This window comes from Candidimonas humi (genome assembly GCF_019166065.1).
GTDB classification, from domain to species: domain Bacteria; phylum Pseudomonadota; class Gammaproteobacteria; order Burkholderiales; family Burkholderiaceae_B; genus Candidimonas; species Candidimonas humi.
This window is the reverse complement of record NZ_JAHTBN010000005.1, coordinates 116,351-139,333: the sequence shown is the minus strand read 5'-3', so window position 1 is coordinate 139,333 and position 22,983 is coordinate 116,351. Positions and strand designations below refer to the sequence as shown.

Sequence of the window (22,983 nt, the reverse complement as noted above, 5' to 3'; positions counted from 1 at the left end):
ACAACGGAAGAGGTTTCGGGCGCGATTGCTGTAAAACCGCTGTAACAATATCTGTGCACAATCCCGCGGGCCGAACGGAACCTGGATGCCCGGCGAGCCTACGCCCTCCTCGCCAAAACCATGGCCGGCACGATTGGCCGCCTGCGCCGCCGCGACGGACGCTTGCCCGCTGCGGACGGGGCCGGCCCGGCGAGCGGCAAGCCATGCCCGGGGCAGACGTATCCTGGACACAGACTCTTCATGGAAAACTCCACACAGCGGGCCCCCGAGTGGTCGCGCGGCATGCGGGCCTTCGCCAGATGGACGCTGGCCATGCTGCGCCCCTACTGGGCGCTTTGCCTGCTGCTGGCCTGCGGCCTGCTGCTGCAGGCTCTCTATGCCATGCTGCTGCCGATCTGGCTGCACCGCCTGTTCGACCATGGCATCGCGCCGCGCAGCGCCCATGTCGTGGGGCAGACATTGGCGCTGCTGACCGGCGGCTTCGTGGTAGCGGCCTGCGCCGGCATGGCGGTCGACGCCGGCGTCTCGACCCTCGGCCCGCGGGCGATGAACGATATGCGCCAGCGCGCCTTCGACCGGCTGCTGTCCTTGTCCTTCAGGCACCTGGGCCGCTACAAGAGCACCACGCTGGTGTCGCGGCTGACCTCCGACATGCAGACCATCGAGAGCGCGACCGTCAATATCATCCCCTCTATGGCGATGAAGCTGGTGATGGCGCTGGGCGCGCTGGCCGCAGCCATCACGCTCGACTGGCATATGGCGCTGGCCACGGTGCTGCTGTTCGGCGCCTCGCTGTGGGCGCCGCGCCGCCTGGCGCAATACGCGGTGCTCGCCACGCACGCTCGCAAGTCCACGGAAAGCAGGCTCACCGCGTTCATCAAGGAAACCATACAGATGCTGCCCGTGATCCGCACACTGGGCATAGGCGGACATCGGCGCGAGCAGCATCGCGCACACCTGCAGGCGCTGCGTGCGTCCGCGCGCCGCCATTATCTGCTGGGCGAGCTTACGGGCCGGATCACCGGCTTCGCCCTGAGCGGGGCACAGATGGCCGTGATCGGGCTCGGTGCCGTGCTGGCGCTGCGCGGCACGGTCTCGAGCGGGGTGGTGGTCGCCTACATAGGCCTGCTGCTCGAATTGGGTTCGGCAGCCAATGGCATCGCCGGACAGTTGTCCGGCCTGATCCAGGCGCTGAGCTGCTGGCAGCGCATCGAATCGCTGCTGCAGGGCCCGGTGGACGCAGTCGCGCCCGCGCTGCCCAAGCCTCTGGGCGAGTCCATATCCCGGGTCAGCCTCAACGACGTCTCGTTCAGCTATGCCGGCGACCGGCTCAATCTGCAGGGAATCAGCCTGGAAACGCCCCTGCCCCGGCGGATCGCGCTGGTGGGCCCTTCGGGCTCGGGCAAGAGCACCGTCCTGAACCTGCTGTCGCGCATCTATGACACCACCTCGGGCAGCATCGCATTCGACGGCATCGACATCCGAGACCTCGACCCCGACTCCCTGAAATCGGCCATCGCCATGGTGAACCAGGACAATACGCTGTTCGACGGATCGATCCGCTACAACATCCGCCTGGGCAGGCTCGATGCCGGCGACTCAGAGGTGGAGCAGGCGGCACGCGCCGCCGAAATCCATGATTTCATCCAGTCCTTGCCCCAAGGGTACGACACCGAAGTGGGCGAAGGCGGCAGACTGCTTTCCGGCGGGCAGCGCCAACGCATCGTCATCGCCCGCGCCATTCTTCGCGATCCCCAGATCCTGATGCTCGACGAGGCCACCGCCTCGCTGGACGCCGAGGCGGCGGCCGCCATCGGCCGCACGTTGGCGCGCATCGGCGCCACGCGCACGGTCCTGTCCGTCACGCACCGGCTGGCGTCCTGCCCCGCCATGGACCTGATATGCGTGTTCCGCGACGGCAGCCTGGCCGAGATCGGCACGCATGACGAGCTGCTGCGGCATCGAGGCACCTATCACGGCTTGTGGGAAAAACAATCGCAAATCGAAATCGCCGAATCCGGCAGGGATGTCGACATCACCCTGCAGGGCCTGAGGCGCATCCCGCTGTTCGCCGCCGCGCAGGCCGCGGACCTGGAACGCATACAGCGCAGGCTGCGGGTCGTGGAAGTGCAGGCCGGCAGCGTGCTGATCGAGGAAGGCTCGCGCTCGGGCAACTTCTACATCATCGCCCGCGGCGAAGTGGAAAGCAGCGTGCGTACCGCCGCGGGAACTGCCCGCGTCATGGAGGTATTGGAGATAGGCGACTTCTTCGGCGAATTCGCGCTGCTCGACGATGTGCCCCATCCCACGACCTGCCGCACGCGGCTGCCCTGCCTGCTGCTGACGATCAGCCGCGCGGACCTGCAGGACATAGCCAGCCTGCAGCACAGCACCGCCGAACAGACGGCCATGGAGCGCGCGATCGCCGCCACGCTCGACCGCCGCCTGGACGCCAAGCTGGCGCAAGCGCTGGAAAGCCGCTGTCACGCCCGGCCGGGACCGGGCGGCCCGGCCTGACACCCTCTACAATGCCGGAACTTCACCGCAACTGTATCCGGAAGCATTATGAGAAAAGTCGTACGCGGCAAACTGCACGGCCTGCGCGTCACGGGCGCCGACCTGGACTATCATGGATCTATCACCCTGGATCCGGACCACTGCGAGACGGCAGGCATACTGCCGATGGAATTCGTCGACATCTGGAACAAGCACTCGGGCGCGCGCATCAGCACCTACGTCATCTATGGCGAGCGCGGTTCACGCTGCTGCATCCTGAACGGCGCCGCCGCCCGCACCTGCCAGCGCGGCGATGAGATCATCATCTGCAATTCCGCCTATGTCCTGGAACAGGAAATCGAGGCCATCAAGCCCGTGATCCTGACGTTCAATCCGGACAACTCCATCAGGCAGCGCCTCGGATACAGCGTAACGCGCGACGCACAGGGCCGCCTGGATTTCGAAATACTTCATCCTGCCTGACTCTTCCGCGCCGCCGAAGCAGTACCGCTGCCATGCAAGCCGGCCGCACCGGATCCCCGTGAGCGGCAGGTCGCGCCCCCCATCGTCGAACTCCTCCAGTGACAGACCGGCACCATGTCCATCCCTACCGCCGAACTACCCGCCAGTCCCGGCCCGCGCAATGAAGCCCTGACGCCCATGCCCGCCGAGGACCGCGCATTCGGCTGGAGCGCCCACGCCTCGTTATGGTTCAGCCTCGGCGTAGGCTTGCTGGTGATGCAGGTGGGCGCCTATCTGGCTCCTTCGGTCGGCACGCCCCAGGCGATGCTGGCGGTGCTCGCGGGTTCGGTGATCGGCTCGGGCCTGCTCGCCTGGGTCGCAAGGCTGGGCTGCGCCAGCGGCCTGTCCAGCGCCGGCCTCATGCACCTGACCTACGGCCGCCATTTCGCCCGGCTGCCTGTGTTCATCAATATCGTGCAGTTGCTGGGCTGGACCACCTTCGAGATCGTCATCATGCGCGAAGGCACGCTGGCCATCGCCCGGCAGGCCTTCGGCGCCGCGCTGGACGGCCCCTGGGCCATCGCGCTGTACACGCTGTTCTGGGGCGCGATGCTCACTGCCCTGCTGGCCGGCTCGATGATCACGCTGGTGCGGCGCTATGTCAGCCGCCTCGGCCTGCCGCTGGTGGTGCTGTCGCTATTGTGGCTGAGCTGGCAGTTCGCCGGCCGGCTGCACGCCTCGGGCCTGCAAGCCTTGTGGCAGCGCGGCGGCGACGGCAGCATGGGCTTGTTCGCGGCCCTGGACCTGGTGATCGCCATGCCGGTGTCCTGGCTGCCGCTGGTGGCCGACTACGCGCGCTACGGCCGCGGGCCGGGCGCGGCGCTGGGCGGCACCTGGGTCGGCTATACCGTGGCCAACGTCTGGTGCTACGGCCTGGGCGTACTGGTGGCCAGCGTCTCGGCGCCGGGCGCCGAGCTCGTCGGCGCGCTGCTGCTGGCCCAGGGCGGCCTGGCAGCCCTGGGCCTGATACTGGTAGACGAGCTCGACAATGCCTACGGCGATCTGTATTCGGGCGCGGTGTCGGCGCACAGCCTGAAGCCCGCATGGCCGGTGCGCCGCTGGGCAATACTGCTGTCGATCGCCGGCACCCTGCTCGCGCTGGTGTTGCCCATGCACAGCCTGGAACCCTTCCTGCTGACGCTGAGCTCGGTATTCGTGCCGCTGTATGGCGTGATACTCGGGCGCCTGGGCTGGGGCTGCCAGGCCTGGGCGGCCCCGCAACGCAATATCGACTTCGGCGCAGCGGCGCTGTGGGTGGCGGGCATCGTCTGCTACCAGGCGCTGGCGCTGCGCGCGCCGCAGCTCGGCTCGGCCTTGCCCACACTGGTCTTGACCTTCGTCCTGGCGGCGCTGACCCGTGCCCGGCCGGACAGGCGTACAGCCGCGGCGGCCCAGGCCGTGGATCAAGGCCGGGGAACAGCCTAGCGGGCAATCAGGCCGGCGGGATCCGAAGAAACAAACCGCCCGGCGGCGGCGCGTAGCGGGGCCTGTTGAGCCGGGAATGCATCGCACAAACAGGCCAAGGCCGGCCGTCGCCCGCGATCCAAGGCGCATGATACGGCGGCCGGCAGGCCGCCCTACGCTCGTTCAATTCCGGGCAGGCATCAATCCCGTCGGCCGGGCGTGCCGCCCTTGCGCAGCATTCGTTCCAGGTCTTCGGGCTGGTCCACGTCCCAGACACAGCCGGGGTCGTCCACGGCGACCAGGCGCGGCGCTTCGGCTTCCAGTATCGCCCGCGCGCCCTGGTCGCCGGCGAGAACCAGCAACTGCGGCAGATAGCGGCGCGCGAACCAGACGGGATGCCCGCGCCGGCCCTGGTAAACCGGCGCGGCCAGTTCGTGCTCCGCGGCGGCGCGGGCCAGCGCGTCCAGCGTCGCGGGCCGTATGAAGGGCATGTCGGCCGGCATGACGAACCAGCCGGCGGCCCCGCGGCGCTGCGCTATGCCGCAGGCCAGGCTGTGCCCCATGCCTAGTTCGGCCTGTGGGCAATACACGGAATCCACGCCGTGCTCGGCCAGCAGGCGCGCTTGCTGTTCATCCCCCGGCCGCAGCACCACCAGCGTATCGGCGATGCGCTGCAATTGCAGCGCCGCATGCAGGAACATGGGCATGGCGCCGACCGTCTCGAGGCGCTTGTCGCGTCCATAGCGCCGCGCGCGGCCGGCCGCCAGCATGATCGCCGCGGCACCGGCCGGCGCCGCGGATTGCCGCCCGGTTTGCCGCCCGGTTCGCGGCCACTCGGACACCTGGCGATTGCCGGTGCTCATGGCCGATTGCCGATACTCATAGGCCGAGCCTGCCACGTGCCGCCGAGATGGCTCATGGCTGTACCGCTCCATGGCCGCGCAGCGCCTTGACGTCGGCGGCCTGCACGTCGGCTTTTTGCCCGCCCCAGGTCAGGCGCAGGTAATTGGCCAGATCGGCCAGGCCCGCATCATCCAGCTTGCCGGCAAAGCCCGGCATCGACTGCATCGCGTCGTAGCCGGTGAAGGACTGCGCGTCCAGGCCGTCGAGCATCACCACCAGCAGGTTGTGCGGATCAGTGTTGCGCAGGGTGGTATTGCCCTGCATGGCCACTGCCACGTCGGGCTTGCCGCCGCCGTCCACGGCATGGCAGCCGGCGCACAGCGCCAGGTAGTGCTGCCTGCCCGCCATCACGCTTTGCCCCTGGCCTCCTCCGGCCTGGGCGGGAGGCGGGACGGGCTTGGGCGCCGGCGGCTTGTCGCCCAGCAGGTAGGCCACCATGGCCTGGTTGTCGGTCGAATTCAGGTGGCGCAAGCTGTGATGGAACGCCTCGTACATATCGCCGTACACCGAACCTTGCGGCGCATAGCCGCGGGCAAGAAAGACCTGCAGATCCTGCGGCGTCCAGCCGCGCGCGGCCAGGCCCGCGGGCGTGATGTCGGGCGCCTGGTAGCGGCCCAGCTCGCCGCCGCCCAGCGTGCTGCCCAGCTTCAGTTGGCCCAGCGCGCCGCGCGGCGTATGGCACTCGGTGCAATGCCCCAGCGCGTTGCTCAGGTAGCGGCCGCGTGTCCATTGCTGCGAAGCGCCGACCGAGACATCGGGCAGCGTATTCTTCAGGAACAGCAGGTTCCAGCCGCGCATCAGCAGGCGCAGGTTGAAGGGGAAGGCGAAATCATTGCCTTTGTCGGGCTGGGCTACGGGCTTGATACTTTGTAGATACGCATAGATGGCGTCGCTGTCGGCACGCGTGATGCCGCGGTACGAGGTATACGGCATGGCCGGATACAGGGGATGATCGCGCCCCAGGCCGTCGTGCAGCGCCCGGTAGAAATCGGCGGAAGTCCACTTGCCTATGCCGTAGCGCTTGTCGGGCGTGATGTTCGAACCGTGGATGGTGCCGAAAGGCGTGGCCAGGGCGTCGCCCCCAGCATAGGGCGCCCCGCCCCGGGCCGTGTGGCAGGCGGCGCAATCGGCCGCGGCCGTCAGGTATTTGCCGCGGGCCAGCAATTGAGCGTCCGGTGTGTTGTGGTCCACGTCCGAGGTCTGATACGACGGGTCGAAGGCGCCGCCCAGCAATGCGGCGGCGCCGATCAGCACCACCACGATGACGATGCTTCCTATGCGCCACCTGCGGCGCGCCTTGCTTCGCGGGCCTCGCGCCTTGGCCTTGCTTCCCGCCGCGCTATCGCTACTTGCCATGGCCGCTCTCCTTGGTCAGGCCGGGGGTCGCCAGGATCAGCTCGCGCACCGCCCGGTGGTAGCGCACATAGCCGGTGCAGCGGCAGATGTGGCTGTCCAGCGCGTCGGTCACGACGCTTTCCACGCGCTCTTTTTCGACCGGCTGGCGCTTGAGACGTTCCAGCAGCACCGTGGCCGCGTTCACGAAGCCCGGCGTACAGTAGCCGCACTGGAAGCTGTAGAACTCCAGGAATTTCTGCTGCACGGGCGACAGCGCCACAAGCTCGCCGGCCGCGTTGCGCTGCGCGTGGCCCTCTATAGTGCGGATCTTGCGGCCCTGGAAATATGCGGCGCCGGTGATGCAACTGCGCACTTCTTCGCTGGTGCCGTCGGGATGATCCAGGATCACCACGCAGGCGTGGCAGATCCCTTGCCCGCAGCCCAGGCGCGAGCCTGTCAGGCCCGCGTATTCGTGCAGGAAGTCGATCAGCATCAGGCTTTCGGGAACCTCGAACGGGCCCACGGCCCGGCCGTTGATCGTCATGGAAACGGCGCGGTTCGGAACCGGCGCGACGGCTTGCGCGGAAACAGGGGCGGAATCCGCCGCTGCGGTCGCGGCAGGCATGGATCTGGATGCTTCGCTCATGGGTGTAGCCTCCTGTCGCTGCGCGACATCCTCTCCGGGGAATATCCTGTGGATGGGCAAACGGACGCGATCATGCCAGCGCCTCCATGATCTGGTCGGCCGTGACCGGCAGGTTTGCGTAGCGGCGGCCGACGGCATGCGCCAGGCCGTTGACGATGGCGCCCGCAATCGGGATCATCGCCACCTCGGCCATGCCCTTGGGCGGATCGGTGTCCGACAGCGGCGGCAGGATCTCGTGGGTCTGCGACCAGAGCGCAACCTCGGAAGCGCGCGGCAAGTGATAGCGGTTGAAGTTCCAGGTGCCGTTGCCCGGCCCGTCCTCGTAAAGCGGCAGGTATTCGTATAAGGCGTGGCCTATGCCCATGGCGATGCCGCCCTCGACCTGTCCGGCCACCAGGTCGCGCGACAGCAGACTGCCGCACTCGATAATTGAATGATGGGTCAGCAGCTCGACCTTGCCGCTGGCAGTGTCCACCGACAGCTCGGCCAGCGTGCCCATGGCGCTGTAGTACGTAACCCCCGCGTTATTGCGCTGTACCGGCGGATAGTGGGCAGCGTTGCGGCCGATGCCGCGGTAGCCGCCGGGGCCCGCGGCTTGTTCCGGGTTTGCGGCGGCGGCGGACGGCCTTGCCTGGCCCTCGGATGCCGCGGCCGCGGCGGGCGCCGCAGGCTGTGCCGGCGGCGGCGTACCCCCGGCGGCCGCCGTACCCGCGCCATGGCGCAGCGCGATGCCGTCCAGCGGCAGGCGCTCGGCCTGCCCGTCTATCGTGAAATCAGACTCGGCCCACTGCCAGCGGTTGAAGGCATGCACCACGGCACCGGTCACGCCGCCCATTTCGTGGGCCTGGCGCGCCAGTTGCCGCAGGCTCAGGCCGGGCATGCCGTTGGCCGTGAGCAGCCCGTGCTCCCAGCGCGCGTCTTCCTCGCGCACCACGTACGGCGCGGCACTGCCGCCGCCCGTGCCGCGGCTCCACAAGGCCACTGCCGCCGGCCACAGGCCATGGCGGAAGATCAAACGACAGGCCTCGCGCGTGCTGTGGGTGTAGTAGAACGCCGAATTGGACGCGCTGGCCGGCGAGGCGATGGCCGGCGTCCACAGCGGATCGGCCTGGGCCTTGTCCTGGTCGGCCTGGCTCATCATGTAGGGGTCGCCGCTGGTCTTCATGGGCAGCTCGGGCCATTGGGTGATGGCATAGCCCAGGTCGGTGGCGGGCGAGCCCAGCCAGCGCACACAGGCGATGGCCTGCGAAGTGCTCATGCCGGTGCCGATCTCGGTGCCGCTATGGCGCAGCAGCACCTTGCCATCGGGGTCGATCTCGACCTTGGCGAACGAAGACTCGGCGCCGGTGCCGAAGTCCTTCTGCACACAGGCGAAGCCCACGCCGTACAAACGCCCGGGATGAGCGGCCTCGTATTCCTTCTTGCGCCGCTCGCGTCCGGCCCAGAGCGGATGCGCGCGCGCCTTGCGCAACACCTCGTCGGCGCGCACCTCGCCGGCGGGAATCGCGCCCTGGGTGTTCTTCATGCCCGACTTCAACACATTCTTCAGGCGCAGCTCGATAGGATCCATGCCCAGTTGCTGCGCGAGTTCGTCGACCATGAGTTCGGTGGCGACCATGGACTGCAAGGTACCGTAGCCGCGCGCCGAGCCCGCGTCGACGGCGCGGCTGGCGTCGGCCCGGGCGGTCAGGTCCGACTTGGGCAGATAGTAGATCGACTGCGCCGCGGTCGCGCCCACCATCGCCACCGAGGGCGAAAAATTGCAGCGGCCGCCGCCGTTGGCCACCAGGTCCGCCGCGAACGACTGGAACATGCCGGTCTTGCGGTCTACCGCCAGGCGGTAGCGCATGTCGAAGGCATGGCGCTTGAGCGCCGTCTGGAACTGTTCGTAGCGGTCGTTGGCCAGCCGCACCGGGCGCCCGTCGCCATACAGCGCACAGGCCAGGCCGTAGAACGGCATATTGCAGTGATCCTTGGAGCCGTAGCCCACGGTGTAGCAAGGATGCAGGAAGATGCTGCGCACCGGGAACTTCGTCTTGGCCATCATGGCCGCCGCCGTCTCGGCCACCTCGGTGGGCGACTGTGTGGGCACCACCATGTGCAGCGCCTGGCCCTGGGCGTCGTACCAGCAATTGGCGTTATCGGGTTCCAGCGCCGCGGTATCGACCGACTGGGTCTGGTAGCGGCGCTCCATCACCAGCCAGTCGCCGGGCGGGTGATCGAGCTCGTCGCGGATGCGCTGGGCGTGGTACATACCCTCTTCGTCGAGCTTGCCGTGATCCTTGCCGTCCGGCCATACCGGCAAGTGCTTGCGCATCTGGCTGGGAAACACCGGCGCATCCTTCAGGCTGGAAAACACGTCATCGGCGTACGGCGTGGCGCCGCCCACGCGCACGAAACGGAACACGCCCCAAGGGTCGCGCTGCAAAGGCCCGGTTTGCTTGCCGTAGCGCAGCACATCGTTGCGGAACTGCAGGGCGCCGCGGGCCTGGCTGTAGCGCCCGAAGTCGTGATAGATCAGGATCGCCACCGCGTGGCCGAGATACGCCGGCGTCTTGCCGGCCGGCAAGAGCATGTCGTCGCCATAGAAATCGGTGAAGGCCACGCCATCGCGCTTCAAGTCATCGGCGGTGACGATGCGGTCCGGCTTCAGCGCCTCGCCCAGGCGGCCCAGGTCGTAGCCCTCGTATACCGCATCGGCGCGCGTAGCGCGCAGGAAAAAGGCATGGCTTTGCTGCTGCGGCCAGTGCGGCAGGTCGCGGGCGCGGATGTCGCGCGCGAAGATCTTGGAGCCCGTCACCTTGGCGATGCCGTCGACGCGGAAACGCGCTCGCCCGGCGGCCGCATCCCAAGAAATCGGCAGCAGCAGCTTTTCGTCGAACAGCGCGGCATAGGCCTGCGAGCCGAAAGGCGCGATATACGCGGTGACCCCGGCTATCACGGTAGTCTTCAGGAACCTGCGGCGCGAAGAATCGAGATGGTCCATGTTTGTGCTTTCCGTGTAGAGCGTTGTACACCCAGAAAAAAGCGCCACAGCGGCGGACTGACGAACTCCCGGCCAGGCGCAAGCGAGGCCGCAAGGCCGGCGCCGTCGTGCCTAGCCGGAGAAACCTCCGGATTCCAGGTAGCGCTGCTCGGCCGGCGTGGTGCTGCGGCCCAGTTCGGGATTCCGGTGCGGGAAACGCCCGAACCGTTCGATGATGTCGCAGTGTTCCAGCGCGAATTCCAGGTTCTGCGGGCAATACGCACGGTACAGCTCGAGGCTGTAGTGCTGGTCGTGCATAGACTCGGAATGCATGAAGGGCAGGAACAGGAAAGGCCGCAGCACCTCGTCGACCGCGGCCACGGCGCCGGCCGCGATCGACGCCCGCGCGTAACGGCGCGCCAGCGGATCGGTGGCATACATGTGGGCCGTACCGCGGAAGGCATTGCGCGGGAATTGATCCAGCAGCATGACCAGCGCCAGCCCGCCGTAGGCGCTGTCCAGCCACGCCTCGCGCTCGCGGCGCGCCACGGACCAATGCGAGTCCATGAAGCGCTCGCGCAAGGCTGCGTCGAAATCGGGATTCTTGGTGAACCAGGCGGCTGCTCCGGCGCGACGCCAGAATTCGAGGAAAGCGTCGGCCTCGGGATGGGCCGAACCGGCTTGGCCCGCCGGGTTCGAAGCCGGCGGATCGGTGATGGATACTGCTGGGTTGCTGCGCGTCATTCCGAGCTCCGGCGTGGGACACAAGGATAGCGGCGCGGACACCGCGACACAGCGAAGCCGCACACTGTCCTGGCTATTCTACTGTATGGCTGCATCGCCCCCCAACCGGTACTTCAACGGTATGCGCCCCGCATGCCCTGGAACGCAACGGGGCGCGTCTCGCGACGCGCCCCATTGCAGGCTCGGCCAGTGAAGACGCTTAGAAGCGCATCTTCAGATACAGGTTGCCGGCGCTATCGGAATTGCCTGCGCCATACTGGCCGCCGTAGGACAAGCCCACGGTGGTGCGCTTGCCGACCGCCATTTCGGCGCCCAGGTCGAGCACCGCCGCATCCCGGGCGATGGGCGCACCGGAAACGTTGAAGCTCGAGCCCGAACCCTGGATGAACGCCAGGCTGGTCTTGGGATTCACATCACCGCCGGCATGGCGCCAGCCCAGGCCGGCCGTCAGGCGGGCGGTATGCGCGCCCATGGCAAGCTCGGTCGCCCCACGCAGCCCCAGAGTCGTCGTGGTCAGGCTGTCGGTGCTGCTATCGCCATGCAGTGCGGCCGCGCCGCCCGATTCATTGAAGCCCTGGGTACGCAGGTTGATCCAGGCCAGCCGCGCATAGGGTTCTATGCTGGAGCTGCGGCCCATGGGCATGGCATAGCCCAGTTCGGTGAACAACTGCGCGGCATCGGCATGGTAGGAGGACTTGAGTGTCTCGTTGCCCCCGACGGTGACGTTGCGGCGCGTGTCCACGTTGTTGCGGGTGTAGGCGGCGCCGGCCAGGAAGTTGACACGGCCTTTGCTCGTCTGCCAGCTCTTGCCGCCGTATATCGAAGCGGTGTAGCTCTGCAGATCGCTGCGCGAGTCGCGCCCGTCCACGTTCAGGCGGCCATTGGTGTACCCCAGGGCGCCGCCGGCACGCCAGCCGCCGCCGACTTGCGTATCGCCGCCCAGATACAGGCCTCCCAGCGAAAGCTTGCTGCGCGCCGTACCGTCGTCGCCGCCCTTGAAGGTCTGCCAGTCGCCCACTACCTGGGCCCACAACGGCAGCGCCGAGGAATGTGGCATTGCGCCGGCTGGCAGATCGCCCGCGGCGGCCACGGGTGCGCCCGCGACCATGGGAGCCCCGAGATTGCCCCGCATGCGATCAGTCAAGGTGCGTACCAGCAGGTCGCCGGTGCTCAAGAGTGCCGACTGCGTGCTGGCATGGACTTCGCCGGACAACTGGTTCAGCGCGCCGCCGGTATCCGTGGACTGCAGGGCCGCATCGGCCGCAGCGTTTGCCCCGGCCACCGACAGCACGCCATCGAGCGTGGCGTTCTGGTTCTTGCTCAGGCCCGCGCGCTTGTTGCTGACGGCCGAATTGTCCACCGACAGCGTCACCTGCACGTCCTGGGGGTCGTAGATGACCGGATCGAGCTTGACCAAGGTGCCGTCGAAGCTGGAATCCAGGCCGGTGCTGGCGAACTTGTTCACCACCGACCCGCCCGGGGTCTGGATGATGGTGTAGCGATGGTTCAGCACGTAGCCGCCGTTGCGGTTTTCCTGGCCGACGGTCAGGCCTATGCCCGACAGATCGAAGTTGCCCGAGCGGATGATCAACAAGTCGGACTTGCCCGCCGCGTTCACTTCGGCAAAGTAATTGCCCGTAAAGCCTGCGCTGCTCGCATAGCTTTGCACGCCCACCGAATTGCCCGGCCCTACCGTACCGCCCGAACCGCCCAAGGAGCCATTGGATGTGATGTTGCCGCCCAGCAAGGCGCCATCGCCCACAGTCACGTCACCCTGCACGATGATGGGGTTCCCGATCGTGCCGCCGTGCGTGCTGGTGCCATCGCCGCTGAGGCTGATCGAGCCGCCGATATTGGTGCTGCCGCCCTTGCTGAAGCTGATCTGGGTGCCCTGGTTGCCCGACACATCGCCCTGGATATTGGTCGACGAGCCCGTGAAGTTGATGTTCGAGCCCGAACCGCCCGTGACCGAGCCGATATTGGCCGAGCCGGTGAAGTTCGTCGTCGAGCCTTGGGCGCCGACCAGGTTGCCGGCGATATCGGTGGGGCCCGAGAACGTCGTGCTGCCGCCCGTGGCGCCCGAGAAATCGCCGCCCACGCTGGTCGTACCGGTAAAGTTCACAGGTGTGGTGCTGTCGACGACGACATTGCCGCCGCTGCTGAAGCCGGTCTGCGTGGGATTGCTGTCCGGGTCAACAGTCTGTGTGGTGGAATCCACCACCAGGCCAGCCCAGTGCGCATTGGCCCCCTTGGTGACCGTGACCTGATCGGCGCCGCTCGGGTCGTACACATTGCCCTGGGCAAACGAGCCGTCTTGCAACGCCAGGGCGATCGTGCCGTCCGCGCCGCCACCGCTGCGCGTCACGCCCAGCAGCGTGCCGTTGTTGCTAGCCACGGAGGTGCCGCTACCCAGCGTAATGTTCTGTGACTGGCCCGCCTGGGTAAATGCCGACGAAAAAGTCGACCCGGCGGAATTCAGGCTGGTACCCGTGAAACTGGCCGTAGCGTTATCTTGCAAGTACGCCGACGACGAGCCAGCACCGGTAGTGGTGACACTGCCGCCAGTCATGGTGACCGAGCCATTCCCGCCATACACGCTGACGCCATTGGCGTTGGCGCCGCTCGTATTGACGGTGGTATTGGACGCGACGATGATGCCGCCCGCCTCGGAGGCATCTCTGTCCGAGCGCAAGCCATCGGCCAAGGCGCCGCTGGTATTGATGGCGACGTTGTTCACATTTACGGTGCTGCCGTTCTTGGCCAGGACGCCGAAACTGCCTATCGTGCCGTTGAGTGCCCCACCGGTAGTAGTGATGGAACCGCCGTTCAAAGTAATGCCGGCGCCCTCTTCCGCAAACGCGCCAAAACCGGCCAGGCCACTGGTGGTGATGTCGGCCGTGCTCGTGATATTGCCGGTACGCTGGGAATACAGGCCCCAGGAATTATCGCCCGTGGTCGTAATGGTGCCGCCATTGATGGTAATGGTGGGCACCAGCGCTTCACCGGACGTCGCTCCCCAGGCATGCACCGCGTGCGAGTTGTTGCCGGTCGTGGAAATAGCGGTGCCGTTTGTCGTAACGGAAGCGCCGGTCGTGGCCAGGATGCCCCGCGTATATTGCGCACCCGTGGCAGAGATCGAACCGCCCGTCAGATTGACTTGCGCCTGGCTTTCGGCCGCCACCGCCACAGGCATGTCGCTCCATCCCGTGCCCGCACCCGTAATGCTGATGGTATTGTTGGAGCCCGAAACGCTGGAGCCTGCGTAAGACGCGAGAATGCCACGGCCTGCGCCAGACGTGGCAACATTGGTGATCGATGAATTATTCAGATTGATGATGCCGGACGTTTGGGCCGTGCCGATATCGCCGCCAGCCAAAGCCCCAATACTGTTGTCGCCCCGGGTCGTCAGGGTGATGCCCGTTGCATTGATCGTGCCCGCGCTATTGCTGGAGTCGCCTCCTACGGCTACGAGCCCATTGGCGGTTTCGTGCGGGGCATTGATGTTGGGATCCCCGCCCACATCGATGACGCCGCCATTCACATTCGTCACACCGCCCTGGTACGCCCAGACCGCATCGGCGGAATCGCCCGTCGTGGTGATATTGGTGCCATTGGTGGTCAGCGTGGACCCGGCGCCACTGGCATAAACGCCATAGGCCATGAAACCGTTGGTCGTAATCGACCCGCCGCTAATATTTACGTTGCCGCCGCCGAGGGCGTAGCCGCCGTAGGCCCGCTGCCCGTTAGTCAGTATGGTCGTGCCGTTGGTGGCCGAGACACTGGAACCCGTGCCGTCGGCATACAGGGCGTAGGCGCGCGAGCCGTCGCCGTCCTGAATAACCTGGCCCGTTGCGTTGGCGGTGGTCACCGAGCCGCCGTTCAGCGTGATCGCGCCGCCGTTGTGCGCATAGGCGCCGTAGCTGTACAAGCCGTGGGTGGTAAGGCTGGAATTGTCGACGCTGACCGTGCCGCCGTAGGCGGATTCCAGGGCCGGGGAATGGTCTCCGGCCGTATCGATGGTTACGCCGTGCAGGGTGACGTTACCCGCCGAGTTCTCGGCGCCGCCCAGCGCCCCCGCGGCGTTGCTGCCGCTGGTGGATATGTGCGTGCCCGAAGCCGTGATACTGCCTTGCCCCAGAGAACCGCCGCTGTATGCCCGCAGGCCCGCGGCTCCGGCCCCCGCGGTCGTGATGCTGCCGTTGGTGAACGAGGCCGTGGCCCCGTTGAACACCTCGGCGCCGAAACTGCCGGCACCTGACGTGACGACATCGGTATCGACGGCATTGACGCTTGCGCCCGCATTCGCGGACTGGATGCCGTCGGCATAGACCGGGTCGTGGGTGGTGATCACTACATGGTCCAGGTTGACTGTCGCGGTAGTGGGCGCTCCGTTTGGATCGGTGTACGCGTTCACCGCATGGCCGAATGTGCTGTAGGTGTCGATCGTGAGGTTGCTCGCGTCGATGATCGAGCCACCGCCATTGGCCTCGATGCCTACCGTGCGCTTGCTGCCGGTGGCCGTGATGGAGCCGCCGTCGACCACCACATGGCCACCGCCGTCTGCGCCCACCGCCGCGGCATACGCATGGGCATAGTTGTTGTCCGAATTCGCCGTAAGATCGATGACGGAATTGGTGATATGAGCCGTGGCGCCGGCCCCGCTCGCGGTCACCGACCGGCCGTTCTGGCCGTTGGGCGTGCTGACGTCGTTGCTGATCGACGCCCCGTCCAGGGTAAGGCTGCCGCCGGCGTTGATTTTAGTGAGCTCATAGGCCGAGCCGCTGATGACGGATCCACTGCCCGAGGCTACGCCCGGCGCATTGACCACCACGCTGGTGTATGTGGTGCCAGGATCCAGGACACAGGAACTGCTGCAGGTCAAGGTCTCGGCGGCCGCCGCTACGCCATAAACCCCCAGCAGCGCTGAAGCCAGCAGGGTTGCGCGCAAGGCGCGCGAGCCGCCGCCTCCTGGCGAGCTTTTTGTTGCGGCCCTGGCCCCATTCGTTGCATGGCGTGTCGCCGTATTCCGCCTTGCTGTCCCGCGATTCGATACCGTATGCATTGCTGCCCCTTGCGTCAAGATCGGTGCGCTACGGCGACTTGCCCTGCACACCACTGCTGCCGTGATCCGCGGCGGAACTTTATTTGAAACAGACGTGCGTATGCGCGCTGCCCTTCCGCCGCGGTAAAAACAAGATGCTCTGGAGGTAGGGGGTTCGGATTTACTACTTTTATGCGCGTACCGCCTCACTCGGCCCGCGCCGCCAAAACCCCTATATACGCGCCGTTACCAGCGTATTCGTAATCAGAACTTTGGAAACGCTCTCTTTTCGTTTGGAATCATATCTATTGATTAAATTTTTGTAAACTTCATTACCAAATACGTAGCATATTTAGGGGTAAACCCCAATTATTTTGACCAATTTAAGCAACATTCAGCTATTTTTATAGTAACAATAGAAACATATCATTTCTTCAATCATCATCCAATATGCGCATTCGATCCTATTTGTAGCTCTTCCTGTGCAAAAAACTTTCCACCCGATACTTTGCAGGTGTCTTCACTAGCAAAACCAGCCTGCCATCAAGGCCTATGTAACTTCTTGATTTATGTACTTAAAGGTTTAAGTAGCCTCAAAACCCTTCGATGCTCGTGGGTTTTGAATCCGTGCGTGCTGAAGATCGATCGGCCTCTTAAATTCTTCTTGTGCAGTCGAGGCGCACGCTGGAAGCGCGATGAAGGCACATGCGGCAGGCACGAGCAGCAGCCAGGCGCAACTTCCTGGCCACCACGGGCCTACCGGTGCAAGCCGCAGCGACGCGGCGATCCGGCTTAGCGTCCGGCCTGCTTGGCGGTGATGCCGCCGGCCATACCCATATTCGTCTTGGGGAAATCGCTCAGCCGCACGCGGATGTCCTGCTCCGACAGTCCGGTCACCTCGTGAGCGGTCTTGCTCAAGGCGGCAATCAGGGCGGACTTGAGCTCTTCGTTGCGCCCCTCGATGAAATCGACTTCGTACATCACGGTTTGCCCGCCAAACTGGCCACCATCCATATAGGAATCAGGGCTCAGCTCGTTCAGCAGGACGCGCACGCTCTTCAAGGGCGCGCCGATGCTGCGCACCACAGCATCGCTGGAACGTTCGAGCAATTGTTTTTTCTGGTCGGAGGACAGACCCTGGGTCGCGGTGATAGTCAAGTAAGGCATACGGATTCTCGTAAATAAGAAAACGGGTTGATCGAAACAAACGCCAAGCCGGGCCCCGGCGATCGAGGCCCGGCACGCCCCATCATAAATAATCCCGGGCGCCACCGCCATCCATGGGACACTGGCATCCGTGGGACCTGGCATCCGTGGGACATCGGCATCCATGAACCCTTGCAATCCACGCGCCGCTACCATAACCAAGCCGCCGCCATCCGGGCATCGCCGCCGAAAGGCCGGCGCAGTCGAAAGACCGTCGTCCGGCACAATGGCAGCAAACCGCTGCGGAACCTAGCGCCGCGGCGTCGATCCTATAGAGAAATTCCACGTATACTTTGGGCGCCTCGCACGCCGGGCGGCCGAAGCGCACGCCGACCCCGCGCCCCGTGCGCGCCCACTACGGAGCATGAATGAACTGGAATCACGAACTGCTGCTTAGCGCCCTGTGGGTACTGAAAGCGTATGCCATCACCGTGGTGCTGGCGGTTGCGGCGATCTGGGGCCTGGCCCGCTACACGGTGTGGGGGCGGCAGTTCTGGAACTTGTCCGGCGCCTATTTCATGACCCGGCGCGGCTGGCGGCCGCTGGTGGTGCTGGCGTTCATCCTGCTGCTGACCCTTATCGCGGTGCGCCTGGATGTGCTGTTCTCGTCCTGGTACAACAGCATGTACACCTCGCTGCAAAAGCTCGACGAGGCCGGGTTCTGGTTCGCGATGGTGCTGTTCGCCATACTGGCCACAGTGCATGTGGTGCGCTCGCTGATCGAATTCTATGTGCAACAGGCCTTCACCATACATTGGCGGGTATGGCTGAACGAGCGCATGCTGTCCCGCTGGATCGACGGCCAGACCTACTACAAGACCCAATACCTGGGCCGCCCCGTGGACAACCCGGACCAGCGTATCCAGCAAGACGTGAACGTCTTCGTCACCAGCTCGCTGACGTTGTCGATGGGCGTGATCAACGCCCTGGTGTCGACCTATGCGTTCACCTTGATCCTGTGGAATCTGTCCGGCCCGCTGGCTGTGATGGGCGTGGAGGTTCCGCGCGCCATGGTGTTCCTGGTGTTCATCTATGTGATCGTGGCCACGGTGCTGGCCATCCGCATCGGCCGGCCGCTAATCAGCTTGAACTTCCTGAACGAACGCTTCAACGCCGATTATCGTTACGCGCTGGTGCGCCTGCGCGAATACGCCGAGAGCGTGGCCTTCTATGCCGGCGAGAAAGTCGAGGGTGCGCTGCTGCGCAGCCGGTTCGCGCAAGTCATCGCCAACTCATGGGCTATCGTCTATCGGTCCTTGAAGTTCCTGGGCTTCAACTTCACGGTAACCCAGGCCGCCGTGGTGTTCCCCTTTATCATCCAGGCGCAGCGCTTCTTCACCAAGCAGATCAGCCTGGGCGACCTGATCCAGACCGCGCAGGCCTTCGGGCGCCTGCAGGACAACCTGTCGTTCTTCCGTAACGCCTACGACAGCTTCGCCGCCTATCGCGCAACGCTCGATCGTTTGACGGGTTTCACTACCGCCATCGCCCTTGCGCAAGAATTGCCCGCGCCCGATGTGCGCGCCGACGGCGGGCGCGTCGCGCTGGACTTGCTGACCGTGCGCCGGCCCGATCGCCAACCGCTGCTCGAGCGCGTCTCGCTCGAAGTCGAGCCGCACGCGCCGCTGCTGATCCGCGGCGCTTCGGGTTCGGGCAAGACCACGCTGCTGCGCGCCATCGCAGGCCTCTGGCCCTATTGCGAAGGCGGCATCATCCGGCCCGAGAACGATGTCCTGTTCCTGTCGCAGAAGCCCTATCTGCCGCTGGGCAGCCTGCGCGAGGCGCTGTACTACCCCGGACATCCGCCCTATCTGGCCAGCCCCGCCGTGCTGGACGTGAACAGTTCCAAACGCCTGCAGGAAGACACAGTCACGCGCACGCGCAATGCCGGACAGAACCTGGACGCGCTGCTGGCGGCCGCCGGCCGCAGCGAGGCGATCTCCCCCGCCACGGCCGGCGCCGACGACGCGGCGCGCCAAGTGCTGCGCCAGGTGCAACTGGGCCATCTGGTCGACCAGCTCGACCAGTCGGCCGACTGGGGCCGCATCCTGTCGCTGGGCGAGCAGCAGCGCCTGGCTTTCGGCCGCCTGTTGCTGGCCCGCCCGGTGGCCGCTTTCCTGGACGAGGCCACGTCGGCCCTGGACGAAGGTCTGGAAGAAGCCATGTACCGGCTGGCGCGCGAACAATTGCCCGACACCATATTGGTGAGCGTCGGCCACCGCAGCACCCTGCTCGCCTTCCACCCGCGCTGCCTCAGCATCAAGGGCGGCGGCGCCTGGGAGCTGACCTGAACAGAACGCCGATGCGGCCCAAAGCGGGTGAATCCGGCACGCAAGGCGGCTCGCGCAAAAAACCGGCCGATTTCCACTAGTATCCTTCTACTAGCTCCCTTCTACTGATTTCTTTCCAACCAGCCAGACTCGAACTTCGACACAAACGATTGAAATGACTTATTTGGCAATCAGACACTTGCACGTCACCGCGGCCGCGCTCAGCATCATTTTCTTCGTGCTGCGCGCCTACTGGTCGGTGACCGGCTCGGCCCGCCTGCGGCTGCCCGTGGTAAAGATACTGCCGCACATCATCGACACCGTGCTGCTGGTTTGCGGCATCGCGCTGACCGTGATGCTGGGCAGCCTGCAATCCTGGATCGTCGCCAAGCTGATAGCGCTGGTGCTGTATATCGGCATCGGCACCATTGCGATCAAGCGCGGCAAGACCGCCGGCACACGGGGGCTGGCGGCGCTGGTGGCGATCGCCATCTTCTTCTATATAGTAGGCGTGGCCTTGCACCACAACCCCATGTCCTGGCTGAGCTGAGGCCCGCGGCGGCGCGGCGCCACTTACCACTGGCCGAAGAACACCCCCGCCTTCTTGTGGGCGTTGGTGCCCTTTTCTATGGCCGCATCGGTGACCGTGGTGCGGCGCTTCAGGCGCGTGAACCAGTCGAACAGCCGCGCCCGCAACTCGGCGCGCACGGCGGCGTGCGTGGCCTCGCGGCCCAGGTCCTGGAACTGGTCCGGGTCGGCCTGCAGATCGTAGAGCTGCTCGGGCTCGCCCATCCAGTAGACATAGCGCCAGCGCTCGGTGCGCACCGACCAGGCGCGCGCCGTCTGCGGCGTTTTGTGCATCAACAGGCGCGCCAGCCTGTAGCTGTAGTCCAGTTCCGAAAACACGCAGTCGCGCCAGGCTCCGGATTCCCCGAGGCTCTCGCCCATGGCGTCGCGCGGCAGTTCACGCGCCGGATCGCTTGCCGATGCGCCCCCCGATGTACCGGACGGCAGCTCGGCCGATCGACCCTGCGCCCCGCCGGACGACCCGCCAGACTGCCCGCCAGGCTCGCCACGCAGCAGCGGCAACAGGCTGTGTCCTTCCAGGCGATGACTGGCTCGCGGCAGGTCCAGCGCATCCAGAAAGGTCGGCAGCACGTCGACCGACTCCACCATGCGGGCCTCGGCACGGCCGCGCGTAGCGTCCGCCTCCGGCGACGGATCCACCAGGATAAAAGGCACGCGTTGGATGGTTTCGTAGAACAGCTCTTTCTCGCCCAGCCAATGGTCGCCCAGGAAATCGCCATGGTCGGCCGTCAGCACGATCAGCGTATCGCGCATCAGGCCCGCGTCTTCCATGTATTCGAACAGCCGGCCCAGATGATCGTCCAATTGCGTGATCAGGCCCTGGTAGGCGGGGCGCACGGTGCGCACGCACTCGTCCATGGCGAAACTCTGGCTCTCTTCCTGCTGGCGATAGGCCGCCACCACCGGATGCGCATCGCGCCTCTCCGCCTCGTTGCGCACCACCGGCAGGCATTGGTCCATGCCGTACATATTGTGATAGGGGGCCGGCACGATATAAGGCCAGTGCGGCTTGACGTAGCTCAGGTGCAGCACCCAGGGCTCGTCGCCCTTCTTGCGCATGAAGGCCAGGGCCTGGTCGGTCATGTAGGCCGTCTCGGAATGCGGCTCGTCGACCAGCGCCGGGTAGCGAGCATTGCACATGTGCCAGCCGCTGACCGCTTGCCCCCGTTCGTCGCGCGCGGAGATCACGAAATCGGTCCAGGGGTCGTCCGACACATAGCCGTTGCGCCGCAGGTAGGCGGGATAGCCGCTTTCCTCGCCCGGCTCGTGATGGCCGTCGTAGCGGTCGATTTCCTCGAAGCCGCCGCTGTGCAGCAAGCGCCCGAGTTCGCTGCCGCCATCGATCGCCAGGCGCTGCAGCCCCGCGTGGTCGGGCATGATGTGCGTCTTTCCCGCCAGCACCAGCCTGCGGCCCTGCTCGCGCAGGTATTCGCCCATGGTGACTTCGCCGATGGACAGCGGCACGCGGTTCCAGGTCGCGCCGTGCGTGGACGGATAGCGGCCGGTGTAGTAGCTCATGCGCGACGGCCCGCATACGCCGGAATTCACGAAGGCGCGGTCGAAGCGCACGCCGCGCGCGGCCAGCGCGTCGATGTTCGGGGTGCGGATGTACGGATGCCCGTAGCAGCCCAGGTGATCGGCGCGTAGCTGATCGGCCATGATGAACAGGATATTGCGGATGCGGCTCATCGGTGATTTCGGTTGGATGACGGCGACGGCGCCTGGCGGGTTTGCGGCTTGCGCACTTAGGTTGCGGACTTGCGGCTTGCGGCTTGCAAGCCCACTCACCTGCCGGCCGGCGCGGCATCGCGGCCACGCCGGCCGGCTCGGCCCGACCGCTATTGTTCCACGACGTAGCCGGAATTCTTCACCACCGGCACCCACTGGGCGCGGAAATCGCGCAGCAACTGGGCAGTCTTGGCCGCATCGGCCACCACGGGGATCAGGTTGCTTTGCTCGATCTGCTTGCTGACCGCGGGCGTGGCCACGGATGCCGCGATCGCCTTGCCCAGCATATCCACCGTGGCGTCGGGCATGCTGGCCGGCGCGAAGAAGCCGCCCCAGCCATAGGCCTGGAGCTTGACGCCGGCCTCGGTAAAGGTGGGCACATCGGGGGTCAGGGCCTCGCGCTTCGGGCCAGACGTCGCCAGGATGCGGATCTTGCCGCCCACATGCTGCGGCGCCTGCACGTCGAGCGTATCGATGGCCACGGGAACGGAGTTGCCGATCAGGTCGGTCAGCAGCGGCGCCGAGCCGCGATAGCCGACCACCTGGCCCTTGATGCCGATCTTGCTGGCCAGCATCAAGGCGAAGAAATGCGGCAGGCTGCCGGTGGCCGGCACGCCCACGTTGAACTGCTTGGGATGCGCCTTGCCCCAGGCGATGAGCTCGGCCAGCGTCTTGATCGGATTGCTGGCCGACACCGCGATGCCGAAACGGTATTCGGTCACCATGGACACAGGCTTGAAGTCCTTCTCGGGATCGTAGCCGATGTTCTTGTAGACCAGAGGTGCGCTCATCATCAAGGTGGGGTTGCCCAGCAGCAGCACGTTCTTGCCCTTGGGAGTGGCCTTGACGTAGTTGGCCGCGATGCGCCCGCCGGCCCCCGTCTTGTTCTCGACGATGACGTTCACCCCCAGCCGGTTCTGCAATTCATGGGCCACGATGCGTGCGGCGCGATCCGAGGCGCCGCCCGGGGCGTAGCCCACGACCACGGTGAGCGGCCCGTCGAGCTTGGCCGCCGCGGCGTGCGCGGTCATCGAGGCCGCGCCCAGCGCCAGTGCGGCCGCAAATGCTTTACAGAGTGTGCCCATAGCCTGCATGATTGTCTCCGGTCCATATAAGAAATTCCGCAGAGCTTAAC

14 protein-coding genes are annotated in these 22,983 nt (G+C 65.8%); 5 read left to right on the top strand and 9 right to left on the bottom strand.

All coding sequences use genetic code 11. From position 1 onward, the window contains the following. Nucleotides 1-240: 240 nt before the first annotated feature. The 3 genes from KVP10_RS13440 to KVP10_RS13430 all read left to right on the top strand — a co-directional run bounded on the left by KVP10_RS13440 (nucleotide 241) and on the right by KVP10_RS13430 (nucleotide 4,443). Complete coding sequence (locus tag KVP10_RS13440; RefSeq protein ID WP_217965114.1) at nucleotides 241-2,517, top strand: ATP-binding cassette domain-containing protein; 2,277 nt, start codon at nucleotides 241-243, stop codon at nucleotides 2,515-2,517. Between the two features lie 48 nt (nucleotides 2,518-2,565). Further along, entirely contained in the window at nucleotides 2,566-2,979 is a 414-nt protein-coding gene (gene panD, locus KVP10_RS13435; protein ID WP_217965113.1) for an aspartate 1-decarboxylase, read from the top strand. 114 nt (nucleotides 2,980-3,093) lie between these two features. Then, nucleotides 3,094-4,443, top strand: coding sequence for a purine-cytosine permease family protein (locus KVP10_RS13430; RefSeq protein WP_217965112.1), 1,350 nt, complete (start codon nucleotides 3,094-3,096; stop codon nucleotides 4,441-4,443). 179 nt (nucleotides 4,444-4,622) lie between these two features. On the opposite strand, the gene KVP10_RS13425 is transcribed toward KVP10_RS13430, so the two are convergent. The 7 genes from KVP10_RS13425 to KVP10_RS13395 form a co-directional block, all read right to left on the bottom strand. Beyond that, nucleotides 4,623-5,285, bottom strand: coding sequence for a nucleotidyltransferase family protein (locus tag KVP10_RS13425; protein WP_217965111.1), 663 nt, complete (start codon nucleotides 5,283-5,285; stop codon nucleotides 4,623-4,625). A 52-nt stretch (nucleotides 5,286-5,337) separates the two neighbouring features. Next, nucleotides 5,338-6,681, bottom strand: a complete 1,344-nt coding sequence (locus tag KVP10_RS13420; RefSeq protein WP_217965110.1) for a cytochrome c — start codon at nucleotides 6,679-6,681, stop codon at nucleotides 5,338-5,340. Continuing rightward, on the bottom strand, nucleotides 6,671-7,306 hold the full coding sequence (locus tag KVP10_RS13415; RefSeq protein ID WP_217965109.1) for a (2Fe-2S)-binding protein: 636 nt from the start codon (nucleotides 7,304-7,306) through the stop codon (nucleotides 6,671-6,673). Before KVP10_RS13415 ends, KVP10_RS13420 begins: the two co-directional genes overlap by 11 nt. Nucleotides 7,307-7,376: 70 nt before the next feature. Next, nucleotides 7,377-10,292 carry a xanthine dehydrogenase family protein molybdopterin-binding subunit gene (locus tag KVP10_RS13410; RefSeq protein ID WP_217965108.1) on the bottom strand — a complete coding sequence of 972 codons (2,916 nt, stop codon included), beginning with the start codon at nucleotides 10,290-10,292 and terminating at the stop codon, nucleotides 7,377-7,379. A gap of 111 nt (nucleotides 10,293-10,403) precedes the next feature. Further along, nucleotides 10,404-11,015, bottom strand: a complete 612-nt coding sequence (locus KVP10_RS13405; RefSeq protein ID WP_217965107.1) for a DUF924 family protein — start codon at nucleotides 11,013-11,015, stop codon at nucleotides 10,404-10,406. Nucleotides 11,016-11,214: 199 nt separating this feature from the next. After that, nucleotides 11,215-15,963, bottom strand: a complete 4,749-nt coding sequence (locus KVP10_RS13400) for an autotransporter domain-containing protein (protein WP_217965106.1) — start codon at nucleotides 15,961-15,963, stop codon at nucleotides 11,215-11,217. An 885-nt stretch (nucleotides 15,964-16,848) separates the two neighbouring features. Next, complete coding sequence (locus tag KVP10_RS13395; protein ID WP_217965105.1) at nucleotides 16,849-17,223, bottom strand: tautomerase family protein; 375 nt, start codon at nucleotides 17,221-17,223, stop codon at nucleotides 16,849-16,851. Between the two features lie 407 nt (nucleotides 17,224-17,630). Between KVP10_RS13395 and KVP10_RS13390 the strand changes: the two genes are divergently transcribed. Next, nucleotides 17,631-19,553, top strand: coding sequence for an ABC transporter ATP-binding protein/permease (locus KVP10_RS13390; protein ID WP_217965104.1), 1,923 nt, complete (start codon nucleotides 17,631-17,633; stop codon nucleotides 19,551-19,553). A gap of 154 nt (nucleotides 19,554-19,707) precedes the next feature. Next, entirely contained in the window at nucleotides 19,708-20,082 is a 375-nt protein-coding gene (locus KVP10_RS13385) for a SirB2 family protein (RefSeq protein WP_217965103.1), read from the top strand. Nucleotides 20,083-20,105: 23 nt separating this feature from the next. Here KVP10_RS13385 and KVP10_RS13375 read toward each other — a convergent pair whose 3' ends face one another. Together KVP10_RS13375 and KVP10_RS13370 are read right to left on the bottom strand one after the other, a co-directional pair. Then, nucleotides 20,106-21,809, bottom strand: a complete 1,704-nt coding sequence (locus KVP10_RS13375) for a sulfatase-like hydrolase/transferase (protein ID WP_246600656.1) — start codon at nucleotides 21,807-21,809, stop codon at nucleotides 20,106-20,108. A 149-nt stretch (nucleotides 21,810-21,958) separates the two neighbouring features. Next, on the bottom strand, nucleotides 21,959-22,942 hold the full coding sequence (locus KVP10_RS13370; RefSeq protein WP_246600655.1) for a tripartite tricarboxylate transporter substrate-binding protein: 984 nt from the start codon (nucleotides 22,940-22,942) through the stop codon (nucleotides 21,959-21,961). Between the last annotated feature and the right edge of the window lie 41 nt (nucleotides 22,943-22,983).

Coding starts and splice junctions, on each gene's coding strand:
- KVP10_RS13415 (WP_217965109.1), bottom strand. CDS start 7,306: ATGAGCGAAGCATCCAGATCCATGCCTGCCGCGACCGCAGCGGCGGAT.
- panD (WP_217965113.1), top strand. CDS start 2,566: ATGAGAAAAGTCGTACGCGGCAAACTGCACGGCCTGCGCGTCACGGGC.
- KVP10_RS13405 (WP_217965107.1), bottom strand. CDS start 11,015: ATGACGCGCAGCAACCCAGCAGTATCCATCACCGATCCGCCGGCTTCG.
- KVP10_RS13375 (WP_246600656.1), bottom strand. CDS start 21,809: ATGAGCCGCATCCGCAATATCCTGTTCATCATGGCCGATCAGCTACGC.
- KVP10_RS13395 (WP_217965105.1), bottom strand. CDS start 17,223: ATGCCTTACTTGACTATCACCGCGACCCAGGGTCTGTCCTCCGACCAG.
- KVP10_RS13410 (WP_217965108.1), bottom strand. CDS start 10,292: ATGGACCATCTCGATTCTTCGCGCCGCAGGTTCCTGAAGACTACCGTG.
- KVP10_RS13440 (WP_217965114.1), top strand. CDS start 241: ATGGAAAACTCCACACAGCGGGCCCCCGAGTGGTCGCGCGGCATGCGG.
- KVP10_RS13370 (WP_246600655.1), bottom strand. CDS start 22,942: ATGCAGGCTATGGGCACACTCTGTAAAGCATTTGCGGCCGCACTGGCG.
- KVP10_RS13430 (WP_217965112.1), top strand. CDS start 3,094: ATGTCCATCCCTACCGCCGAACTACCCGCCAGTCCCGGCCCGCGCAAT.
- KVP10_RS13420 (WP_217965110.1), bottom strand. CDS start 6,681: ATGGCAAGTAGCGATAGCGCGGCGGGAAGCAAGGCCAAGGCGCGAGGC.
- KVP10_RS13425 (WP_217965111.1), bottom strand. CDS start 5,285: ATGAGCACCGGCAATCGCCAGGTGTCCGAGTGGCCGCGAACCGGGCGG.
- KVP10_RS13390 (WP_217965104.1), top strand. CDS start 17,631: ATGAACTGGAATCACGAACTGCTGCTTAGCGCCCTGTGGGTACTGAAA.
- KVP10_RS13385 (WP_217965103.1), top strand. CDS start 19,708: ATGACTTATTTGGCAATCAGACACTTGCACGTCACCGCGGCCGCGCTC.